Below are 18,794 nucleotides of genomic sequence, written 5' to 3' on the forward strand. Positions count from 1 at the left end.
CGATGATAATAAAACTAACGTGTTAATAAATATTATCTTTGGCTCATGTTACGTAAAATATCTTTGGGAACTCTGGGTTTAACTATCGGCAGCATATTAACTCTTGTTGGCTTCATAGCCTATGCTGCCAATAATGCCACACTTAATCTTGTAGGCTTCTTTTACGGTTTTCCTCTGTTGTTGGGAGGACTGGCACTCAAAGCCAATGAAATTAACCCGATACCCTTTAGCCAAGCGACAACACCATCAGTATTATCTCTGCGGGAACAGCAAGCCACTGTAACTCAAAATAAAATTCGCAAAGACATCACCCGGTATTGTTACGGGCAAGATGCTCACTTAGATGTAGCACTTTCTTACTTGGGTCTCAGTCCCTCTGATGAAGAAAGACCAATTGTTACAGGTTTACGAGAAGAGGATATTAATGGCGCTTACACGTTAATTTTAGAATTTGATTCTCCTTTAATACCGATTAATGTTTGGCAAGAAAAACAAGCAAAAATGACCAGCTATTTTGGCCCTGGAGTAGAGATAAAAATCACCCAGCCAGCCGAAGATAAAATTGAGTTAGCGTTAGTTACTAATCCATAGTCAATGGTCAATAGTCAATCAATATTAATTATTGGCTATTGACTTTGCGATCGCTCAAAATTTCATCAATCAATATAGCCGCAGTGCGATCGCCATAAAGACTGTTTCTCACAATATCGCTGGATGACAAAACGAGCCAAGCATTTTGCCATACCTTGCATATCATTAGACCAATGACTGATGATCATTGACTATTGACCATAAATCATTTTTCTAATCTGACTGCATACCACTGCAAATATTGACCAGTTCCAATATCTAACTCACAACTAGTATCGATGAGATATTGGACTTTAGCTTCCAAAGAATCAATATTTTGTAAATCTGGTGGTAAATCTTGAGCATTAATTGTTTGTAAAACTGTTTTCAGCTTTTCAAATAATGCTGATGCTGTCAGAAATTGTTCTGGTTGATTAGTTTCTAACACCACAAAGTTATCTTGTTGATACATTAACGAATCTGGCATATTTGTACTTCAGTTAATTTAAATTTATTTTTATAGACAACTTTATATTCAATCAAGTTACTTAAATAAGTGTCTCTGGAATTATATCTTTATATATTCTAGACACTAAAGTTATAATTTATTGAAAGCTTTATAGATATTTTGTATTACACATGAATTATTAAGATTGAAATCAGGAATTTTACTTAACTCTCAAGTTAATCACTCTCTAAACAATAAAGCTTATTATACAACTTGATATTAACCTCATGTAATTTATGTAATTACCCATCAATTGAAATGGGTGAAATTTAGCCATATATATTAATACTATTCAGGGATTGTCAGATTTAGGTTTAGCTATTTTCTCAAAAATATTTTGTAATTGCGGAGAATCTCCTCAGTATGTGGCTAAGGTCGCTTTAGAGCTTATTCAGCATAGTTGTAGATTTGAAGTTTTGCTCAAAATGGTAATTAAATAGTAATTACACTTTACCACTAGGGAAATATAAACATAATACTTCCTTGCAAAGCCAGAGCTAACTAAAAATTGCTTTTTCCTTTTCAGTAAATTGTCTATGAAACTGATTTTTCTAAACTTTTCTTTGCTTAAGCTGATTAAATATTCTCTTTTCCGAAAAAATTTGATGCTGCATTCAGATAGCTTAGGTATAAAATTTATAGCTTTGATTGAACTTTTATGCGATCGCAGCCCCAGTTGTCAGTCAGATAGATGGCGTGATCAGAGAGTGTTAGTTAGCACCACTCTCTTACAAGAGACATTTAAACATCCTGTACAAAATAGAGCATTACTGTACCTCCAACTTCGACTGCGGTCATGAACTTTCAGCCAGTTGCCTTCCAGTAATATTTACTGTCACAAAATCTTGCTTATTGGCTATTTTTTGTGTTATGCAGGTTTTCTCAAGTTTACCCCTAGGCGATACTTTCATTTTCTGTGGAACGCAATTCATGTCAGGCTTAAGCCCATTTTCTCTTCCTAAACAACCTCCAGTAATTCTGGTGGCTGATGATGATAAAACCATCCGCCTGCTTTTGCGTGAAGCTATGGAACAAGAAGGCTATCGAGTTGTTGAAGTTGCAGACGGTAAGCAGTGTTTAGATGCTTATGAGACTGTCAAACCAGACATAGTATTGCTAGATGCAATCATGCCTGTAATGGATGGCTTTACTTGTTGTAAGCACTTGCTCCAAATTGCCAGAAATAATCTCATGTCAGCATTGGCAAATCTTGATACTGACTCTGCTACTGGTAACACCGTTATCTCCAAATTATGGGAAAGAACACCAATATTAATGATTACCAGTTTGGATGACGCAGAATCTGTAGACCGTGCCTTTGAAGCAGGAGCATCTGATTATGTTACCAAGCCAATTCATTGGGCTGTTTTGCGCCAGCGTTTACGTCGTCTACTACAACAAGCGCAAGTATACAAACAATTAGAAGCAGCAAATCTAGCTTTACAGCAACTTGCTAATGTTGATGGCTTAACAGGTCTTGCTAATCGCCGTCGTTTTGATGAATATCTTAATACGCAGTGGATAAATTTGGCACAGGATGAATCTCCCCTGTCATTAATTTTATGTGATATCGATTATTTCAAATTTTATAACGATCAATATGGTCATCCAGCTGGAGATGTTTGTTTGCAAAAGGTAGGTGCTGTTTTGAGCAAAAATGCCCAAAAACATCACGATTTAGTAGCACGTTATGGGGGCGAAGAATTTGCTATAGTTATGCCCAATACTCACGCTTCTGGTGCATTTTATGTAGCGACAACTATGCAAACTGGTGTCCAAAACCTACAAATTGCTCATGACGCTTCTGCTGTGAATGAATATGTCACCTTGAGTATAGGGGTAGCTACTCTGATTCCAACTTGGGAATCCTCGCCTTCAGATTTGATTGTAGCGGCTGATAAAGCGCTTTACACAGCAAAGGCAGAAGGGCGTAATCGGATTATTCTCAGGTGACATAGCCGGAAACTCAAACTCATAATCTTGAAATTATGGGTGTTCATCTGACTAAAAACCGCTATGGAATAATATGAATCCGATAAAAAAAGAAGCCTAGAACAGGCTTCTTTTTTAAAACTAGTATTGAAACTGGACTATTTTACAGTAACTTTACCGCCAGCCTCTTCAATCCGCTTCTTAGCATCTTCAGCTGCATCTTTAGCAATAGCTTCTTTAACAGCCTTGGGTGCTGCTTCCACCAAGTCTTTTGCTTCTTTCAGACCTAGACCAGTTAATTCCCGAACAATCTTCAGTACGGCAATCTTCTTGTCAGCAGGAACAGATTCTAGAATTACGTCAAACTCTGTTTTTTCTTCTACTGGTTCAGCAGCAGCAGCAGCGGGAGCAGCAACAGCTACGCCAACGGGAGCAGCAGCACTTACACCAAAAGCTTCTTCAATTTGCTTAACTAATTCAGCAGCTTCCAGCAAACTCAAGGATTTCAACTGTTCTAAAATAGCATCGGTTGTTGCAGACATTGATGTAACTCCGTAATTAATGTTTGATTGGTTATTTGTGATTTGTCATTCGTCATTCGTCATTTGTAATTACCACTGACTATTGACTCTTGACTAAAGAAGTCTAAAGAATGAAAAAACAGTAAATAAACCATTTTTGAATAATCGGCTTATTTCACACTTGATACTTCATACTTTATTCGGCCGCATTTCCTTGTTCTTGTTCGGCCACAGCCTGCAAAGCACGAGCCAAGCCACCAGGAACTTCGTTGATACCCACAGCAATTTTTGTAGCTAAAGCGTTGATAGCTCCAGCAATTTGACCCATGAGTTGTTCCTTGGATGGCAAGTCACCTAAAGCCTTGACATCTGCTTCTTTGAGCAAGCGGCCTTCCATGACTCCGCCACGCATTTCTGTCTTCTTTGTGGCTTTTTGGAAGTCTTGGTAAGCCTTAATTGCTGATGAGAAGTCCTCTTTGACTAACAAAAAGGCGGAAGAACCTTTCAGCAACTCTGACATTGGTTGCCATTTCTCATCATCTTGAATGGCAATACCCATTAAGGTATTTTTTGTTACCTTACAAGTAGTGCCAGTTGGACGCAACCGCCTCCGTAAATCTGTGATTTCGGCAACTGTTAATCCTTGGTATTCAATTACCAATGCGACAGTTGACTCACTCAAAGATTGTTTGAGGTCAGCTACTATTTCTTGTTTATTTTCTAACGTTCTACCCATCGTGTTTCACCTCCAAGGGCAAAATCAGTGATTTTCCTGCTTGTGTCTTCTAGTTCTGACCAACCCAAAACAATAAACCCCGATTTTTTCAACCGGGGTTTCACAGTAAAGCTCTTGGCGCTGTAACACCTACACCGTGTAGGTAGTAATTCAGGCAATTAGAGTTTTTACCTCGGCAGGATATTAAGCTATTCGCACCTGCTGTCTCCGGTTTGAACTATTTAGTTTTGTCTTTTGTTTTTACAAATGACTAATGACTATTGACTCAAAATTAAGCAGCTTCGTTAAGTTTTAAATCCCGCAGAGCGGTGATATCAACTTTAATCGCAGGCCCCATAGTAGCAGAGATATAAAAGGTTCGCCAATAGCGACCTTTTGCTCCTGAAGGACGGTTACGGTCGATTGTTTCTTGCAACGCTTTCAAGTTGACTAACAAATCTTCAGGTGCGAAACCTGCCTTACCAAACATAACATGAACAATACCAGTACGGTCAGCCCGAAATTCTAATTTACCTGCTTTGAATTCTGCGATCGCACCTGCAATGTCGAATGTTACTGTACCACCTTTGGGCGATGGCATCAAACCGCGTGGCCCTAGCAATTTCCCTAGTTTTGCGACCTGTGGCATAACATCCGGTGTGGCAATCAGTTTATCGAAGTCCATCATGCCTTTTTGAATTTGGTCAATCAGTTCTTCGGAACCAACAATGTCAGCACCAGCGTTGCTTGCTTCTGTGACTTTTTCACCTCTAGCGATAACTGCCACCCGAACAATTTGTCCTGTACCTTTGGGTAGCGCTACCGTTGTCCGTAATTGTTGGTCTGTGTATTTGGGGTCAATTCCCAAGCGGATATGTGCTTCCGCGGCTTCAGCAAATTTAGCTGTTGCTGTTTCTTTTAGTAGTGTTAAAGCGTCTAGGGGTGAGTATTCCCTATCTTCTACTTTTGCTTGCAGTTCTCGCAAGCGACGTGATACTTTTTTTGTCATTTTTCTCTCCTGGGGTTATTTGCGAAGTTAAGCTTCTCCCCCGATAGTTTTTTAAGTGCTGAGTGCTGATTGCGAAGTCCACTATTTTTCTTCTGCCTTCTGCCCTCTGCCTCCTGCTTTTCTATACTATTCAGTAATCGTAACGCCCATATTTCTTGCGGTTCCCGCCACAATATTCATTGCCGCATCGATGTCGTTGGCGTTGAGATCGGGTAATTTAGTTTGGGCAATTTCCCGCAGCTGTGCTTGAGTAATTGAACCAACCTTCTTCTTATTGGGTTCGTTAGAACCTCTTTCGATTTTCGCTGCTTTGCGAATCAATACTGATGCTGGTGGGGTTTTGAGTACAAATGTAAAACTCCGGTCTTCATACACCGAAATTTCTACAGGGATTACCATACCAGCTTGGTCTGCTGTTTTGGCGTTGTACTCTTTGCAGAACATCATGATGTTAACGCCATGTTGACCCAATGCAGGGCCTACTGGCGGTGCTGGGTTGGCTTTTCCAGCGTTCAGGGCCAGTTTAATGACCGCTACTACTTTTTTCGCCATTTGTATTTAGCTCTGTTTCTCTACCTGATTGAATTCCAATTCAACGGGTGTATCTCTGCCAAAAATCGAGAGCAAGGCTTTGAGTTTACTTCGCTCTGGACTGACTTCAATCACCTCGCCTTCAAAGTCCTTAAATGGGCCAGAAAGCACGATTATCTTATCACCTGTCGCCATATCAATTTTGACAACTGGCTCTTGTTCGGTGGTTTGTTTGAATATGCGCTCTACTTCTGAGTAACTCAGAGGTAGTGGTTTAACGTGACCACGACCTTTGGCACTGCCACGTTTTTGTTCTGCTCCCACAAAGTTGATTACATGAGAGGTGTTACGCACTACCTGCCATGTATCGTCATTCAAGACCATCCTTACTAGCACATAACCAGGGAACACTTTTTCTTCTGTGTGCTGGCGACTGCCATCTTTACGGATTTTTACTGCTGGTGTGTGGGGGATTTCGACTTGAATTATTTTGTCTGATACGTCAAAGGTCTGGATGCGTTGTTCCAAGTTGGTTTTGACGCGCTTTTCACAGCCGGAGGCTACTTGTACTGCATACCACCGCGCTTCTTTGAGCGCTGCTTCTGCCGTTTCCTCTGACTGCAAATTTGAGTTAAGTGGGTCGTCTGTTGCAAAAGTCATCAGAACACCTGTTTTGCGGCCCAAGCAAACAATCCATCCACCAAATAAATCAAAGATGCGGAGAGTGTCACCATTAACAGCACGGCTGCTGATTCGCTCACTAGCTGTCTGCGACTTGGCCAAACTACTTTTTCAAGTTCTTCTTTCGTCCCTTGAATAAAGTTTTGTACGTTTAGCCCACTAGTGTTTTCAGGCATTTCAGCTTCAGTTTTTTTCGCCACTGTTGTTTATCCCCCCGTTTCTTGTACAGCTGTATCTTGCTAATTTTTATCTTACTTTTACAGCTTTGATTCCATCCTGCTGACTTGCAGCAAAAATCTCTAAGTTACAAAACAACTATACCCGAAATCGTTGGCACTAACTACATTGATGTAGAAGTGCCACTGTTTCGGGTTGTATTTTTTGCTTGCGAGCGCGCCCTGGAGGACTTGAACCCCCGACATCAGGTTTTGGAGACCTGCGTTCTACCAACTGAACTAAGAGCGCACAGGTTGGTTTGGATTCGGTGATTGCGTTGAACTTTTATTTAGTTTAACGCAATTGCGATTCTTATTGTACATGATTTTTGTCGGGGAGACAACTTAGCGGCAAAAGCCGCTTGTTAACTGAGATTTCTCTCATACCCTGAGCAAAAATTACAAAGGGCGGTCGAAACGCTGCTTGATCCGGGTAGCTTTACCAACGCGATCGCGCAGATAGTAAAGTTTAGCACGCCGTACTTTACCGCGACGGATGACTTTGATGCTGTCGATGCGCGGAGAGTGCAATAAAAATACACGCTCTACGCCTACTCCTTGAAATACGCGGCGAACGGTAATAGTTTCGTTAATACCGCCGTTGCGTTTAGCAATGACAACACCTTCGTAGGGTTGCACACGGTATTTCTCACCTTCTTTGATTTTCACGCCGACTTTGATGGTATCGCCCACATAGATGTTGGGCAAATTAGATTTTAGTTGTTCCGCTTCAATGGAGCGGATGATCTCTTGAGCGTTCATAGCCTATCTGGTGAAAAACTCACAATCATCCATAATAAATCGAGAATCTGCTTTCAGTCTAGTGATATGTGAGATTTAAAATTTTTACCCGATCCGCCATATCTAAAAATGAAAGCTATATTGCATAAAGCTTGCTACAGGTGTGATGTTTATGAAATTTAGTGTTGTGATCACTACCTATAACCGCGTAAGCTTACTACGCCGAGCCGTTGATTCTGCTATCAACCAGACAATTCCTTGTGAGGTGATTGTAGCTGATGATTGTTCTGCTGATGACACGCAAGCCTACGTAGAAAGCTTAGGTAATAGAGTAATTTACCATCGCCATGAGGTAAACAAAGGTCATGCAGCTACGGTAAATGCAGGAGTCAATCAAGCCAGTGGTGACTGGATTAAGTTTTTGGATGATGACGACTATTTGGCAACTAATTGTCTCGAAGAGATGCTAAAAGCGATCGCTCTTTGTCCTAGGGCAGTGATTTGCTCTTGTGTGGCGGCTCAAGTAGATGAACATGGGGTAGAACTGAGTCGTACTCCTCAACTTGGACATGGGTTAGCTTTTTCTGTTCCCCAAGCTGATATTCACTATGGAATGCTTTTGGAATTACTGCCTTTTGGGACACCTGTACAAGTTGCTTGTAGTCGTGATGCTTTTTGTCAAACAGATGGTTGGGATTCTCAACTTGATGCTAATTGTGATGACATAGATTCTTGGCTACGCATTGCCCAATTTGGTGATGCGATTTTCTTAAATCAATGTTTAGCTTATCGGACTATTTGGTCAGGTGCTTATAATCATAAGTTTTCTATATCTAAGCGGTTAGATACAAATATTTTGATTAAGGAAAAAATTTATGCTTTAGTTAATGAAAAGTATCGTCAGGATCTGCCCAAAATAGAAGATATAAAAAAATATCTCATATTACATTGGGCGTTTGTAGAACTGAAGCAGAGAAATGTTCCAGACTTTCTGATGATGTTGAATAAGTCGGCATTTTCGACAATGGCATGGAGAATTTTCTTAACTACTATTTTTTTACGCCGCTTGCACTTTCAAAGTCAACTTATCCGCAAGTTTGTCTTGTATTAAATTTACAACCAAAGGCAGTGACCAGTGATTTAAAATCATAGCCAGAATAGAATTCGCAGCATCTTTTATTAAGATATAACCACGATTTCTATTCGCTTAAAATCACCAAAATTATGCTGATTTATTAATTGTCTTTATTTAGTAATACCTATTCTTCAATTTATCTAACTTGGTTAATATTTGCTTTAACCACCCAAAATCTAGGATGTCGTGTAGCAGTGTATAAAAACACGGAATAATAAACAATGTTAAGACAGTTGCTAATGACAAACCAGAAAAAACGACAACACCCAATGGTTGCAGAAACTCTGAGCCTTCACCAATTCCTAATGCTAAAGGGAACATACCTAAAACAGTGGTAATAGTAGTCATGAGTACGGGACGCAAGCGTTGTGGTGCTGCTTGTAAAATGGCAGTTTTGCGGTCAATATTGTCCCGTTCCCGAAGTTGATTGGCTAACTCAACCATGATGATGGCATTGTTCACCACAATACCAACTAATAAAACGGCACCTACTATCACGGTTGCACCAATGGCAGTTTTAGTAATATAAAGTCCAAAAATTCCCCCGGCTAGTGCTAACGGAATGGTAAACATAATTACCAATGGGTCAATGAGGGAATTATATTGTACTGCCATAACTACAAATACAAGGAATGTGGCTAATCCACCTAATAGTTGTAGTGAGCTTTGCAATTGTTGATTTGATTCAGCCGCGGCGCTAGGTAAAACACTTATACCTTCTGGCAATTCGAGGTTATCTATGACTTGTTTTACCTGGGCTATGGCTTGACTTAAACTAGCGCCCTCGGTTAAATTCCCTGCTAGGATGACAACTTGGCGCTGGTTGATTCGCTGAATTTCACCAGGCGCTTGCCCTTCAATAATTCTAGCAACATCACTCAACCGGACTTGGTGATTATTGTCTACAAATAACGGCAATCTTTCTAATTGAGATGGTTCTTGTACTGCTGTTTCATTCAACTTTACGCGTACATCTACTAAGCGGTTGCCACGTTGTAATTGTGTGGGGATACTACCCTCTAGAGCAGTCTGAATGGTATCGCCAATATCTGTAGTAGTTAGGCCTAAAGCTGCAACACGCTCCCAGTCTGGCAAGATTTGAATTTCGGGTTGTCTTTCATCAGCATCGGGACGGAATCTAGCGAGGGTGGCTTGCTCTTCTAAAGCGGCTAAGACTTGACGGCCAGCGTCTTGTAAGGTGTCTGGGTTGTTACCTTGCAAAATCACATCAACATCAGCGCCCCGGACAGGAGAGTTATTCAAAATCAAACCCCGCACTTGTCCGGGTGAAAGGCGCAGACGAATGCCGGCTAAGTTTAATTTATCCAGTTCTTTGGTGACTCGTTCAACGTAAGCTTCGACATCAGTACCAGTTTTCAGGGTAATGTTGCTAGTACCGCGTAAGGGGTTGGCATTGGTTGTATTACCAAATAAGGCTCCACCAGCAGTGGAAAATATATATTCTGTTTCTGGCTGCTGGCGGAGAACCTCATCCACAGCACTCATAACTTTGAGGTTAGTGTCTAAGGGTGTTCCGGGAGGAAACTGAGCGTTTAAGTTAGCTTGTCCGGTATTGATGCGGGGTAAAATTTCTTGGGGAATTTGGGGAGCCATCCACAAACTACCGCCACCAAAGAAGAGGAGGGCGATCGCCACTGTAATTAATCGCCAGCGTAATATCATAGTTAAAAAGCCGCCATATCCCCTGGTAGCAGCATCAAAGCGGCGATTAAATTCTTGCAATAGCCAAAATTCACTTAAACGGCTAGAAAACTTCCATCCTAATAAGCGAGATGCCATCATGGGTACAACCGTGACAGCAATAATAATTGAAGCTGCTACGGAAAAGCTAATAGTTAAAATTAATTCATTGAATAGCAGGGCGATAAACCCACCAATGAGCAAAAATGGCAATACTGCGACCAAGTTGGTACTAGTAGAAGCTATTAATGCTGATTCGACTTCTCGACTACTTTGTTCTGATTGATTAATTAGTTGCTGTTTACTCAACTTGCTTCTAGCAGTTTTACCGGGGGTCATTCCCGCGCCTTCAGCAATGTTCTCCAACATCACGATGGAGTTATCAACTACAATACCTACACCCAAAGCTAAACCACCCAAACTAAAAACGTTGATGGATAAACCAAATAAACCCATTAAGATAATTGCGGCTAGGGTGGCTAAGGGGATAGCCAGGACAATAATCAAAGTTTGTCTGATGGAACCCAGGAATAGGAGAACTGCGATCGCGGCTAATGCTGTACCAATTAACCCGGAACTTGTAACATTAGAAATAGAATTACGAATAAACTTTGATTCATCTAAAGTAGATGTAATTACTGTTCCTTCAGGAATGACACCAGACTGTCGCAGTTCTTCTACACGCTGTTTAACTCCATCAACAACGTTGATAGTATTGGCATCTGGTTGTTTTTGAATACTGACTTTGACGGCTGGTTCACCATTGAGTGAAACGAAAACTCTTTGTTGTTCCGAGCCGTCGATAATTTCGGCAAAATCTCGCAAATAAACACGGCGGGTAGGAACTGACGATTGAGTATTGGTAATTGTGGTAGAAGACCCAGAGGATACCTCAAAGGATAAATTTCTTAGTTCCTCAGCACTCCGAAAGCGACCCACTGTCCGAGTTAATGGCTCGGAATTCTGCCCTAAAATTCGACCGCCGGAAATATCTTGGTTGCGGTCTCTTAATTCATCTAAAACATCTGTTAAACCTACACCCAAAGCTTGCAGACGAGCTAAATCTAGATTGACTCTAACTTCTTCTGGTACTCCTCCCGATACGTCTACCCCGGCTACACCAGGGACAACCCCTAATTCACGAGCTAGTTCTTCTTCGGCAAATACACGTAACTCTACACCTTCTAGGCTTGGTGAAGTTAAAGCTATTTCATAAACAGGTAACTGGGAAGGATCAACTTTAAATATGCGTGGTGCTTCTAGGGTGTCTGGTAAAGTACCTCTGGCTCGGTTAAAGGCCGCAGTAGCATCGTTTAAGGCTTGGTCAATATTGCCCCCTGGTTGAAAGTACAAATCCAAACTGACTTGTCCTTCACGGGTTTGGGAGAAGACTTGTAATACACCCTCGGTAGCGGAGAAGGCTTCTTCTAAAGGTTTTGTGACTTCATCAATTGCTACTTCTGGCGAAATCCCTGGTGCTTGTATCCGCACACCAATTCGAGGATAGGTAATTGATGGTAGTAAATCTACTGGTAATTTAACTATAAAAAATACACCCATCACGATTACCGCTAGGGTAAGCATGAGAGTACCGATATGTTGACGAATGGAAATGGCGCTGATGCTAAATCCGCCGCTTTTGTGGACTTGCTGCATGACTATGATTGCACTCCAAATCTAAATTCTTAATTTCTTAATTTCTCGTTCTGCTCGGTGTCGAATTTGATTCGCCTGTTTCGGAAAGAATCGAAAGACGTACAGAGTTGCCATCTTTTAATGGTCTACCACTGCGAACTACATAGCGCTCTCCTGGTTGCAAACCAGATAAAATCTCTACTTTGCTATCAGCTTTTTTGCCCAAGGTAACGGTACGTGCTATTACTGTTGGTTTGCCCTGCATATCTGTAACTACGAATACAGTGCCATTTGTCTCGTCATTGGCTGCGTCAGATTCAGAAGGCTGTTTGGCTGATTTTTGAATGGCTGTTTGGGAGATTACAACTCGCGGTTGTATTTGATTTGCAAAATTAACTCGTGCTAATAGTCCGCTACCAATATTGCCTTGATTGTTGGGAACTTCCACTTCTACTGGTATCAGGCGAGCAGTCGCATCGGCGGTGGGAGATATGCGTATAACTCTGCCAGTTAATGCTTTTTGGGGAAAGGCATCTAAGCGTACTTGTACAGATTGCCCAACTTTAATTTTTGCTAGTTCTAATTCTGAAACTTGAACTACTACTTTTACTCGGCTGAAGTCGCCAATTTGGATAACTTCGCCGCCTGCTTGCAAAAGATTACCTGGTTCTGTAACTTTGCTGGTGACTACACCATTGATAGGGGAAATTAATCGGGAGTAGGAACGCCGTTCTTTGGCTTGGGCGACTACTGCTTGTTGCGCTAAAACTCTACCTTGGGTAGCGGCGACGGCTTGTTGTTCTGTGCGGACTTGTTCTATTGCAGCCCGCAAGGCTTGGGCGGCTGTTTGGGCTTGAGTGCGTGCTTGTTCGGCTGTTTGTTGGGCGATCGCACCTTGTTGGTATAATTGCTGTTGTCTTTTAGAGTCGGCTTGAGCTTGCACCATCTGTAACCGCAGTCTTTCAACTTCTGCACGCGCATTACTTACCTGGGTTATGGCTCTGGCTACGTCTGATTTTTGGGCTGCGAGTTCGGCTTCGGCTTGTTTTAATTCTGTCATCAGCAGGACATCATCTAGCTGTCCGATGTTTTGCCCTTTTTTGACAATACTGCCTACATCTACGTTTAAGGATAATAGCCGCGCTTCTATTTGCGATCGCATCGATACAGTACGGAAGGGTATTGTTGTACCTGTATACTCTGGTTGTTTTTCTAGTGTATCTGTCCGCGCGATCGCTACATCTACAGGTGTCGCACCACCACCTTCTTTACTACCACGTTGCGATTGAGCTTCGGCGGCCTCTTTGGGTAGAGAAGCACAACTAGCAGAAAGTATTCCTGTAGTTAATAAGCAAACAAATAATGATAGGAATTTCCTTGTTTGTTCCTGGGGAAACATACTTTTTTTTGTTGGTTTCCCTGTGTCAATCTTGAAGATTAAATCTAACTGGCTATTCATCACTTGGATTGGAGCTATGTAGGTTTGCTGTTTCATCGATTTTTGCGGTTGTCCGTTTCAAATCATTTATTTTGCTTATGTAAATTTTTTTCTAAAAATAGCAGCCTTTTATACCCAAGTCATTTTGAATATATTTCCTTAGATAGAAGAATTAATCATCAAATAATGTTGAGCTAATTCTTCTTTTCTCAACTTTTACTACTGTTACTCAACTAAAGTTTAAGAATGCTGATGTCATCTGCTGATGCAGACGTAGAACACTTTACCTTTGATAAAATCAAGGTATAGAGTATATTTTTTCTCATATCTTCAGCCTAAAGCTAAATTCTGAGATTTATGAAAACTCGAAGTTAGCACTAAATTTCGCCCCAATTATGGCATTAGCACCCTTAAAATTAGGATATTTAGTTTTACTAAGTATAACTAATATATACTAGCAAAGATGCTAGAAAAGCAATCTGTAATTCTCAGTATTTATGAGAGATATTAAAAATTCTAAACCGTAATTGTCTTTTGTCACCATGTAGTATATGTACAAACGCTATTTTTAGGATAGGCGAGGACAATAACGCGTGACATCACCGCTAAGACTGACTCAACCCACTAACGCAGCAGAAATTACGGAATTTTTCGGCAAATCGGCCGGTCAGTGGCGCTCAGAAAGACGCTACTATACTCTGCCAGAGGGCGACACTAAAGAAATGGTGAGTCTGATCACTATTCGGTTTTTAGAAGCAGGATGCGCTGAGTTGCAAAAGTTGGCTCAATTACACCATTTACCTGAGACAGATAATTTAATCTGTGGTGCAGAAGTACTGTGGAATAGTACGGACATACTAAAAAATAGACAAGATTCTCAAGGTTCGACATTATTTGGTGTATTAGGAAATATTTTGTACCGCGATCGCGGTTTTGCCACATCCAAACCCATCACAGCAGAGTATCATTTTCCTAATTCGGAAACTCTGTGCTTGCGAACTGAGTACAATGACTCAGTTTTTGAGGAAGAATTAAAGTTAATTGGGAATAAATATCGCACCAGACAAACAATCATCTCTCGCGCTGGCGAACAGTTAATGATTGGGCAATATTTGGAAAAGCGAATTGACTAAACCGTAGAAAATAATAGGGAATAGATAATAAATATCTATTCCCTGTCAATATGTTTTGTTTTAAAAACTAGGTGAAAGCGATACTATCTGAACTGTATTAACCTACAATTTGCCACCAACCAAAAGCAGGGCCGATAAAACGAATAGTTACCCAAGCGACAACCATACCGCCAATACCAATCCAGGCTCCGCGAGTAGTCCAAGCCACAAATAATTCAGATTGGCGTTTGGTGATGGGAACCCAAGATAATATGCGCTCATCTTGACCGTATTTTTCCCCCAATGTTTCTTTGCGACGTTTTGCTTCACCCATAATTAACAATTCAAAATTTCAATTAGTTTATGTGTCTTATCCCAGAGATGCGATCGCATCTCTAGTCCAATTGATGAAGTTCCAAATGTAAACACAAGCTGATAATAACGTTTGCGGAAGGGGCGATCGCTATCCGTTGACAAAATGTAAATAGTTATTTGTCATTTAAGCCGAATCTTCTTCATCTGGGTTGGCGAATAAACTGGGATCGAGATAGTTAATGCGTGCTAGAGGGCTTAGTGCTGCGAGGATTTGTGAGCCATAGCTACGGTTAACAACTCGACTATCGAGTAAAGCTACTACACCTTGATTTTCGCGTACAGGGGCGATCGCGCGTTGTAGTTCATTCAAGGCTGCCGGAAGTAAGTATACCCGAAACCAATCTTGGTGCGATCGCTTGTAATGAGCTACTCTCCCAGCTACCAGAGGATTTTCTAAAGATGGTAGAGGTAAAGTCGCAATAATTAATAGATGTGGCGCAGGTAAAACATTTTGATGTTCTCGCCAATATTCCCAACCACTAATTAAAATACCATTTTCATCTAAACAGGTTTTTTCTACTTGTACCCGTGTACCAAACTCTGAAGCTAAAATTGCGCCGACTTGCGCCTTGAGTGGGACATCTCCCACTAACACCACTGTTAACCCTGGCGCTGTCGCACTCAGACACAACAAGGTGCGGACTTTGTGAATAAAAGCAGGTTGAAATTCTGGTGTATTGGGTAAAGGTAACTGATGGGGTACATACAGTTGAATCGCTTGAGCTTGACTATCTGAGGAGAACCTCAGACAAGTGACATCCTCCAAACCCAAACGCTGGCGAAATACAGGCGCTTCTGTTTCTGGTTCTAATGCACTACCAATTAAAACTACTGGCTGTCGTTCCCAAATTGGCGAGAGTATCCCAGCCAGTTCAATCGGCGCGTAATGTAAAGAAAATAAGCCTTGGCGACGCTCAATTGTCGTCCAAAAAAGATGAGGTAGTTGATTTAAAGGTAAATTTTCATGAATGTATTGAAATTGCTGCCAGAAATTTTGCCAAACATGAGGAATCACCTCTAAGTCTAATTGAGCAAAAAGACCATAAATAATTTCTGCTTCTGGCTGGGAGATGAGATAACACTCATAAGGATTTGCTGGATGCTGGAAGAATTCTTTGGTTAGTTGTGTTCTCGCAGCACGAATTGCTTCCACTTGGCGAGGACAAGCTAACATAAGTTCTTCCCAGTCTTGAGACTGCACATCTTGAATTAGCTGATGACGTACCCAATCTTCTAAATCATCTACACCATCAATAATTGTGGGAATGCCAGGGGGAAAAGCCTCAGAAGATTTTAACTGCGCTTGTAACCAAGCTTCTGGAGAAGTTAGAAGTAGCCCTTGAAACCCAGAATTAGGCCAAGCGTTACCTGTTCTGATTGGCTTTTGAACTTGTAACCACTGTTGTAGGCGGGGAATTTCTACTTGTAACAGACGTTGTTGGACAGTTTCTGGAGCAACAATAATAACAGGGCCTTGCCACATCAATGCTGATGCGACAAAACTAGTGCGATATCGCCCTTGATAGCCGCAAGCCGCCCCAACTTGAATTAAAGCACTACGTCCTAGACGCAAGGCGCGGGCTACCAACCTTGCCATCGTCAAATGATGAGGCCAGGAAGGGAACCCCGCCTGCGATCGCAAAAAGTTATGTAGTGACAAATGAACTTCTGCCTCAATCACACGCTTTTAATCCCATACAAAGTGATTTTTACTTCCATTAGCCCCATTTCTATTATTCAGTTATTAGTTATTAGACTGATAACTAATAACTGTTCACTGATTAAATTATGCCAACTTACACAGGAATATCTAGCGATGCTTTCAGGCATCCACTTGACCGCCAAGCTGAACAAGCATTACGAAATTTACCAGGGTTTGAGTTAATTGCCCGTAAATTCATGGAATTTGTCTACGAACGCCCGCAGTTAGTCTATCTAATGGGTAACACCATCCAAGTAGGGCCGCGACAATATTCCACTATTTACCAGATATTTCGGGAATGTGTGCGGGATTTGGATGTTTACCCAGAACCTGCACTGTTTGTCTCACAAAATCCCCAAGCGAATAGCTATGCTTTGGGGCAAGAAAATCCTTACATTGTCATCAATACAGGCATACTAGACTTACTGGAGGAAGTCGAAATTAGGGCGGTGTTAGCCCATGAACTGGGTCATATTAAATGTGGTCATACTATTTTAGTCCAAATGGCGATGTGGGCGATGAGTGCTGCTTCTGCCCTAGGTGAATTGACCTTTGGTATTGGTAATTTCGTTACCCAAGCCTTGATCTATGCCTTTTTTGAATGGCGGCGAAAAGCTGAATTAACGGCAGATCGAGCCGCCTTGTTAGTAATTGATGACGTAAATCCTGTGATGTCTTCGATGATGAAGATATCGGGTGGAAGTAGCAAATATGCCCATGAATGTAGTTTACAAGAATTCATCCGTCAGTCTGAAAATTATCAAGCACTGGATGAAGATGGACTGAATCAAATATATAAATTCCTGATCTACAATGGCGCTCAGGGTATGATGTTAAGCCATCCCTTTGCTGTAGAACGGATACATTATTTAAGGGAGTGGGCTGTATCAGAAGAATATCAGCAAATTCGCCGAGGAAACTATCAGCGATCGCCAGCCGAAGGTGCAGTAAATGTTGCATCCCAAACTTCCGCAAGTGAAGCAGAAAATTTACGGCGACAAATTGAAGAATTACAACAAGAAATTAACAGAATGAAAAGGTCTCAGTAGCTTTGAGGGTGGGCATAATCATACCCACCCTCAAATAATTGATTTTTATTTACAATTTTCGTAACATACATAACATTATCTTATTACTTTTTATCCTTAAATGATAATTTTTTCAGCCCAGGCTTTTTACCTGCCTCTCTGAATATAGATTTTCTGTAGCGTGATTTATTTTTTAAGATTCCTTTATCTCCGATAATACTTTTTAGGGGTGCTTGGCAGAGATAAATATTCAGCAAAAACTTATCTTCTGCATTCTGCTGTTATGCCTTATGGACATAGGGTGCAAAATCATCTAAGCTACCATCTGTTTGTGACTGTTCAAACAATTTTAGACTTTGCGAAAAGTTGCGCCATTGCGTTGAAATGGTTCTCCGATTTGAGCAAAATTTTCCAAACAGATTGGCGATTTTAGATTACGAAAGACCTTTAATCTAAGATTTTTGGGTTTAAGGCTTGTATCTAGCTATCAATCCAAAATCCAAAATCTAAAATTGGCAGAGCATGAAATTTCGTTTAGGCATTTCTCAACATGGTAATTAACTTTCCTAAATGGCTGTTTTTGTTAGCTAATATTCTTGTCCTTGTCATATTCATGCCTGGGATTGCTTTAGCTACGCCTCTACAAATTCATGCTAATTCTAGTGTGATTTTTGACCAAACTCACAAAGCTGCAATCAACTTAGCATATTCGGAAACTGATTTTACCCCACAAGAACACCAACAACTCCAGGGTTTACGTCAACGCCGCAACAAAGAAATTAGTACTATCTTAAGTTCATCACAACGTGAAAAACTGAAAGAACAATTCCAGGTAGGTCATAATATTTATCAAGCCCTAGAGAGCCTAGATTTACACCCAGATCAGCAGAGTATGATCAAAGCTGTGATGCAGTTATATAACTTGAAAACGAAGGCCATTTTATCTCGGCATTCTCTACAATTAGGACAAGAATGAATGTTGTCTTTGACCACTAACTTGGCAAATTTGTAGTTTTATATTTGTGTTAATAGCTGCATCAATAAAAAGCGATCGCCTGTATAAAAAAGAGTGCGATCGCTTTTTATATTCATCGAGATTTTTAAAACCATGAGTAAACATACTTGTCCCTCAATCAATCCCACTCGTTTATTGACTGTGGTATTCCTTGGGCGATCGTATATGAAAATTATGGCAAGCGCAAAAATCTCTCACTGTCTACTTTTACAGCATCTATAATTAATCTT

At 40.9% G+C, this 18,794-nt stretch carries 20 protein-coding genes, 1 tRNA gene and 1 other annotated feature; of the genes, 6 read left to right on the forward strand and 15 right to left on the reverse strand.

Features of this window, described 5'->3' with window-relative positions; all coding sequences use genetic code 11:
* Nucleotides 1–45: 45 nt before the first annotated feature.
* The gene (locus tag NOS7107_RS20395) at nt 46–591 is read left to right on the forward strand and encodes a DUF2854 domain-containing protein (RefSeq protein ID WP_015114841.1); all 546 of its coding nucleotides are present in this window, start codon (nt 46–48) and stop codon (nt 589–591) included.
* Nucleotides 592–619: 28 nt separating this feature from the next.
* On the opposite strand, the gene NOS7107_RS28725 is transcribed toward NOS7107_RS20395, so the two are convergent.
* Both NOS7107_RS28725 and NOS7107_RS20400 read right to left on the reverse strand, forming a co-directional pair.
* Nucleotides 620–757, reverse strand: coding sequence for a hypothetical protein (locus NOS7107_RS28725; protein ID WP_157374097.1), 138 nt, complete (start codon nt 755–757; stop codon nt 620–622).
* 39 nt (nt 758–796) lie between these two features.
* A complete protein-coding gene (locus NOS7107_RS20400) occupies nt 797–1,057 on the reverse strand; it encodes a chlororespiratory reduction protein 7 (RefSeq protein WP_015114842.1) in 261 nt (86 codons plus the stop codon).
* Between the two features lie 951 nt (nt 1,058–2,008).
* On the opposite strand from NOS7107_RS20400, the gene NOS7107_RS20405 reads away from it, so the two are divergent.
* Nucleotides 2,009–3,031: a PleD family two-component system response regulator gene (locus NOS7107_RS20405; protein ID WP_015114844.1), complete on the forward strand. Its 1,023-nt coding sequence runs from the start codon at nt 2,009–2,011 to the stop codon at nt 3,029–3,031.
* A gap of 137 nt (nt 3,032–3,168) precedes the next feature.
* Here the strand turns inward: NOS7107_RS20405 and rplL are convergent, their stop codons facing one another.
* The 8 genes from rplL to rplS all read right to left on the reverse strand — a co-directional run bounded on the left by rplL (nt 3,169) and on the right by rplS (nt 7,444).
* Nucleotides 3,169–3,552, reverse strand: a complete 384-nt coding sequence (gene rplL / locus NOS7107_RS20410) for a 50S ribosomal protein L7/L12 (RefSeq protein WP_015114845.1) — start codon at nt 3,550–3,552, stop codon at nt 3,169–3,171.
* Between the two features lie 175 nt (nt 3,553–3,727).
* Nucleotides 3,728–4,267, reverse strand: a complete 540-nt coding sequence (gene rplJ, locus NOS7107_RS20415) for a 50S ribosomal protein L10 (protein WP_015114846.1) — start codon at nt 4,265–4,267, stop codon at nt 3,728–3,730.
* Between the two features lie 62 nt (nt 4,268–4,329).
* Nucleotides 4,330–4,496 (reverse strand) — a sequence feature (ribosomal protein L10 leader region).
* Between the two features lie 42 nt (nt 4,497–4,538).
* Nucleotides 4,539–5,255 carry a 50S ribosomal protein L1 gene (gene rplA, locus NOS7107_RS20420; RefSeq protein ID WP_015114847.1) on the reverse strand — a complete coding sequence of 239 codons (717 nt, stop codon included), beginning with the start codon at nt 5,253–5,255 and terminating at the stop codon, nt 4,539–4,541.
* Nucleotides 5,256–5,381: 126 nt separating this feature from the next.
* Complete coding sequence (gene rplK / locus NOS7107_RS20425) at nt 5,382–5,807, reverse strand: 50S ribosomal protein L11 (RefSeq protein WP_015114848.1); 426 nt, start codon at nt 5,805–5,807, stop codon at nt 5,382–5,384.
* A 6-nt stretch (nt 5,808–5,813) separates the two neighbouring features.
* Nucleotides 5,814–6,446: a transcription termination/antitermination protein NusG gene (gene nusG / locus NOS7107_RS20430; RefSeq protein WP_015114849.1), complete on the reverse strand. Its 633-nt coding sequence runs from the start codon at nt 6,444–6,446 to the stop codon at nt 5,814–5,816.
* Nucleotides 6,446–6,667 carry a preprotein translocase subunit SecE gene (secE, locus tag NOS7107_RS20435; protein WP_015114850.1) on the reverse strand — a complete coding sequence of 74 codons (222 nt, stop codon included), beginning with the start codon at nt 6,665–6,667 and terminating at the stop codon, nt 6,446–6,448. Before secE ends, nusG begins: the two co-directional genes overlap by 1 nt.
* A gap of 192 nt (nt 6,668–6,859) precedes the next feature.
* Nucleotides 6,860–6,932: transfer RNA gene (locus tag NOS7107_RS20440), tRNA-Trp, on the reverse strand.
* Between the two features lie 149 nt (nt 6,933–7,081).
* The gene (rplS, locus tag NOS7107_RS20445) at nt 7,082–7,444 is read right to left on the reverse strand and encodes a 50S ribosomal protein L19 (protein WP_015114851.1); all 363 of its coding nucleotides are present in this window, start codon (nt 7,442–7,444) and stop codon (nt 7,082–7,084) included.
* Nucleotides 7,445–7,595: 151 nt separating this feature from the next.
* On the opposite strand from rplS, the gene NOS7107_RS20450 reads away from it, so the two are divergent.
* Nucleotides 7,596–8,534 carry a glycosyltransferase family 2 protein gene (locus NOS7107_RS20450; RefSeq protein WP_015114852.1) on the forward strand — a complete coding sequence of 313 codons (939 nt, stop codon included), beginning with the start codon at nt 7,596–7,598 and terminating at the stop codon, nt 8,532–8,534.
* Nucleotides 8,535–8,672: 138 nt separating this feature from the next.
* Here the strand turns inward: NOS7107_RS20450 and NOS7107_RS20455 are convergent, their stop codons facing one another.
* A complete protein-coding gene (locus NOS7107_RS20455; RefSeq protein ID WP_015114853.1) occupies nt 8,673–11,915 on the reverse strand; it encodes an efflux RND transporter permease subunit in 3,243 nt (1,080 codons plus the stop codon).
* 37 nt (nt 11,916–11,952) lie between these two features.
* The gene (locus NOS7107_RS20460) at nt 11,953–13,389 is read right to left on the reverse strand and encodes an efflux RND transporter periplasmic adaptor subunit (protein WP_015114854.1); all 1,437 of its coding nucleotides are present in this window, start codon (nt 13,387–13,389) and stop codon (nt 11,953–11,955) included.
* Nucleotides 13,390–13,925: 536 nt separating this feature from the next.
* Between NOS7107_RS20460 and NOS7107_RS20465 the strand changes: the two genes are divergently transcribed.
* On the forward strand, nt 13,926–14,465 hold the full coding sequence (locus NOS7107_RS20465; RefSeq protein ID WP_015114855.1) for a phycobiliprotein lyase: 540 nt from the start codon (nt 13,926–13,928) through the stop codon (nt 14,463–14,465).
* A 97-nt stretch (nt 14,466–14,562) separates the two neighbouring features.
* Here the strand turns inward: NOS7107_RS20465 and NOS7107_RS20470 are convergent, their stop codons facing one another.
* Nucleotides 14,563–14,778: a DUF2839 domain-containing protein gene (locus NOS7107_RS20470; RefSeq protein ID WP_015114856.1), complete on the reverse strand. Its 216-nt coding sequence runs from the start codon at nt 14,776–14,778 to the stop codon at nt 14,563–14,565.
* Between the two features lie 165 nt (nt 14,779–14,943).
* Complete coding sequence (locus NOS7107_RS20475) at nt 14,944–16,500, reverse strand: helicase C-terminal domain-containing protein (protein ID WP_015114857.1); 1,557 nt, start codon at nt 16,498–16,500, stop codon at nt 14,944–14,946.
* A gap of 107 nt (nt 16,501–16,607) precedes the next feature.
* Between NOS7107_RS20475 and NOS7107_RS20480 the strand changes: the two genes are divergently transcribed.
* Nucleotides 16,608–17,570 (forward strand): M48 family metallopeptidase, encoded by a 963-nt coding sequence (locus NOS7107_RS20480; RefSeq protein ID WP_015114858.1) that lies wholly within the window; start codon nt 16,608–16,610, stop codon nt 17,568–17,570.
* A gap of 529 nt (nt 17,571–18,099) precedes the next feature.
* Entirely contained in the window at nt 18,100–18,525 is a 426-nt protein-coding gene (locus tag NOS7107_RS20485) for a hypothetical protein (protein WP_015114859.1), read from the forward strand.
* A gap of 38 nt (nt 18,526–18,563) precedes the next feature.
* On the opposite strand, the gene NOS7107_RS29750 is transcribed toward NOS7107_RS20485, so the two are convergent.
* Complete coding sequence (locus NOS7107_RS29750; RefSeq protein WP_301280982.1) at nt 18,564–18,692, reverse strand: hypothetical protein; 129 nt, start codon at nt 18,690–18,692, stop codon at nt 18,564–18,566.
* Between the last annotated feature and the right edge of the window lie 102 nt (nt 18,693–18,794).

It is taken from the genome of Nostoc sp. PCC 7107 (assembly GCF_000316625.1).
In the GTDB taxonomy this organism is placed as follows: domain Bacteria; phylum Cyanobacteriota; class Cyanobacteriia; order Cyanobacteriales; family Nostocaceae; genus Nostoc_B.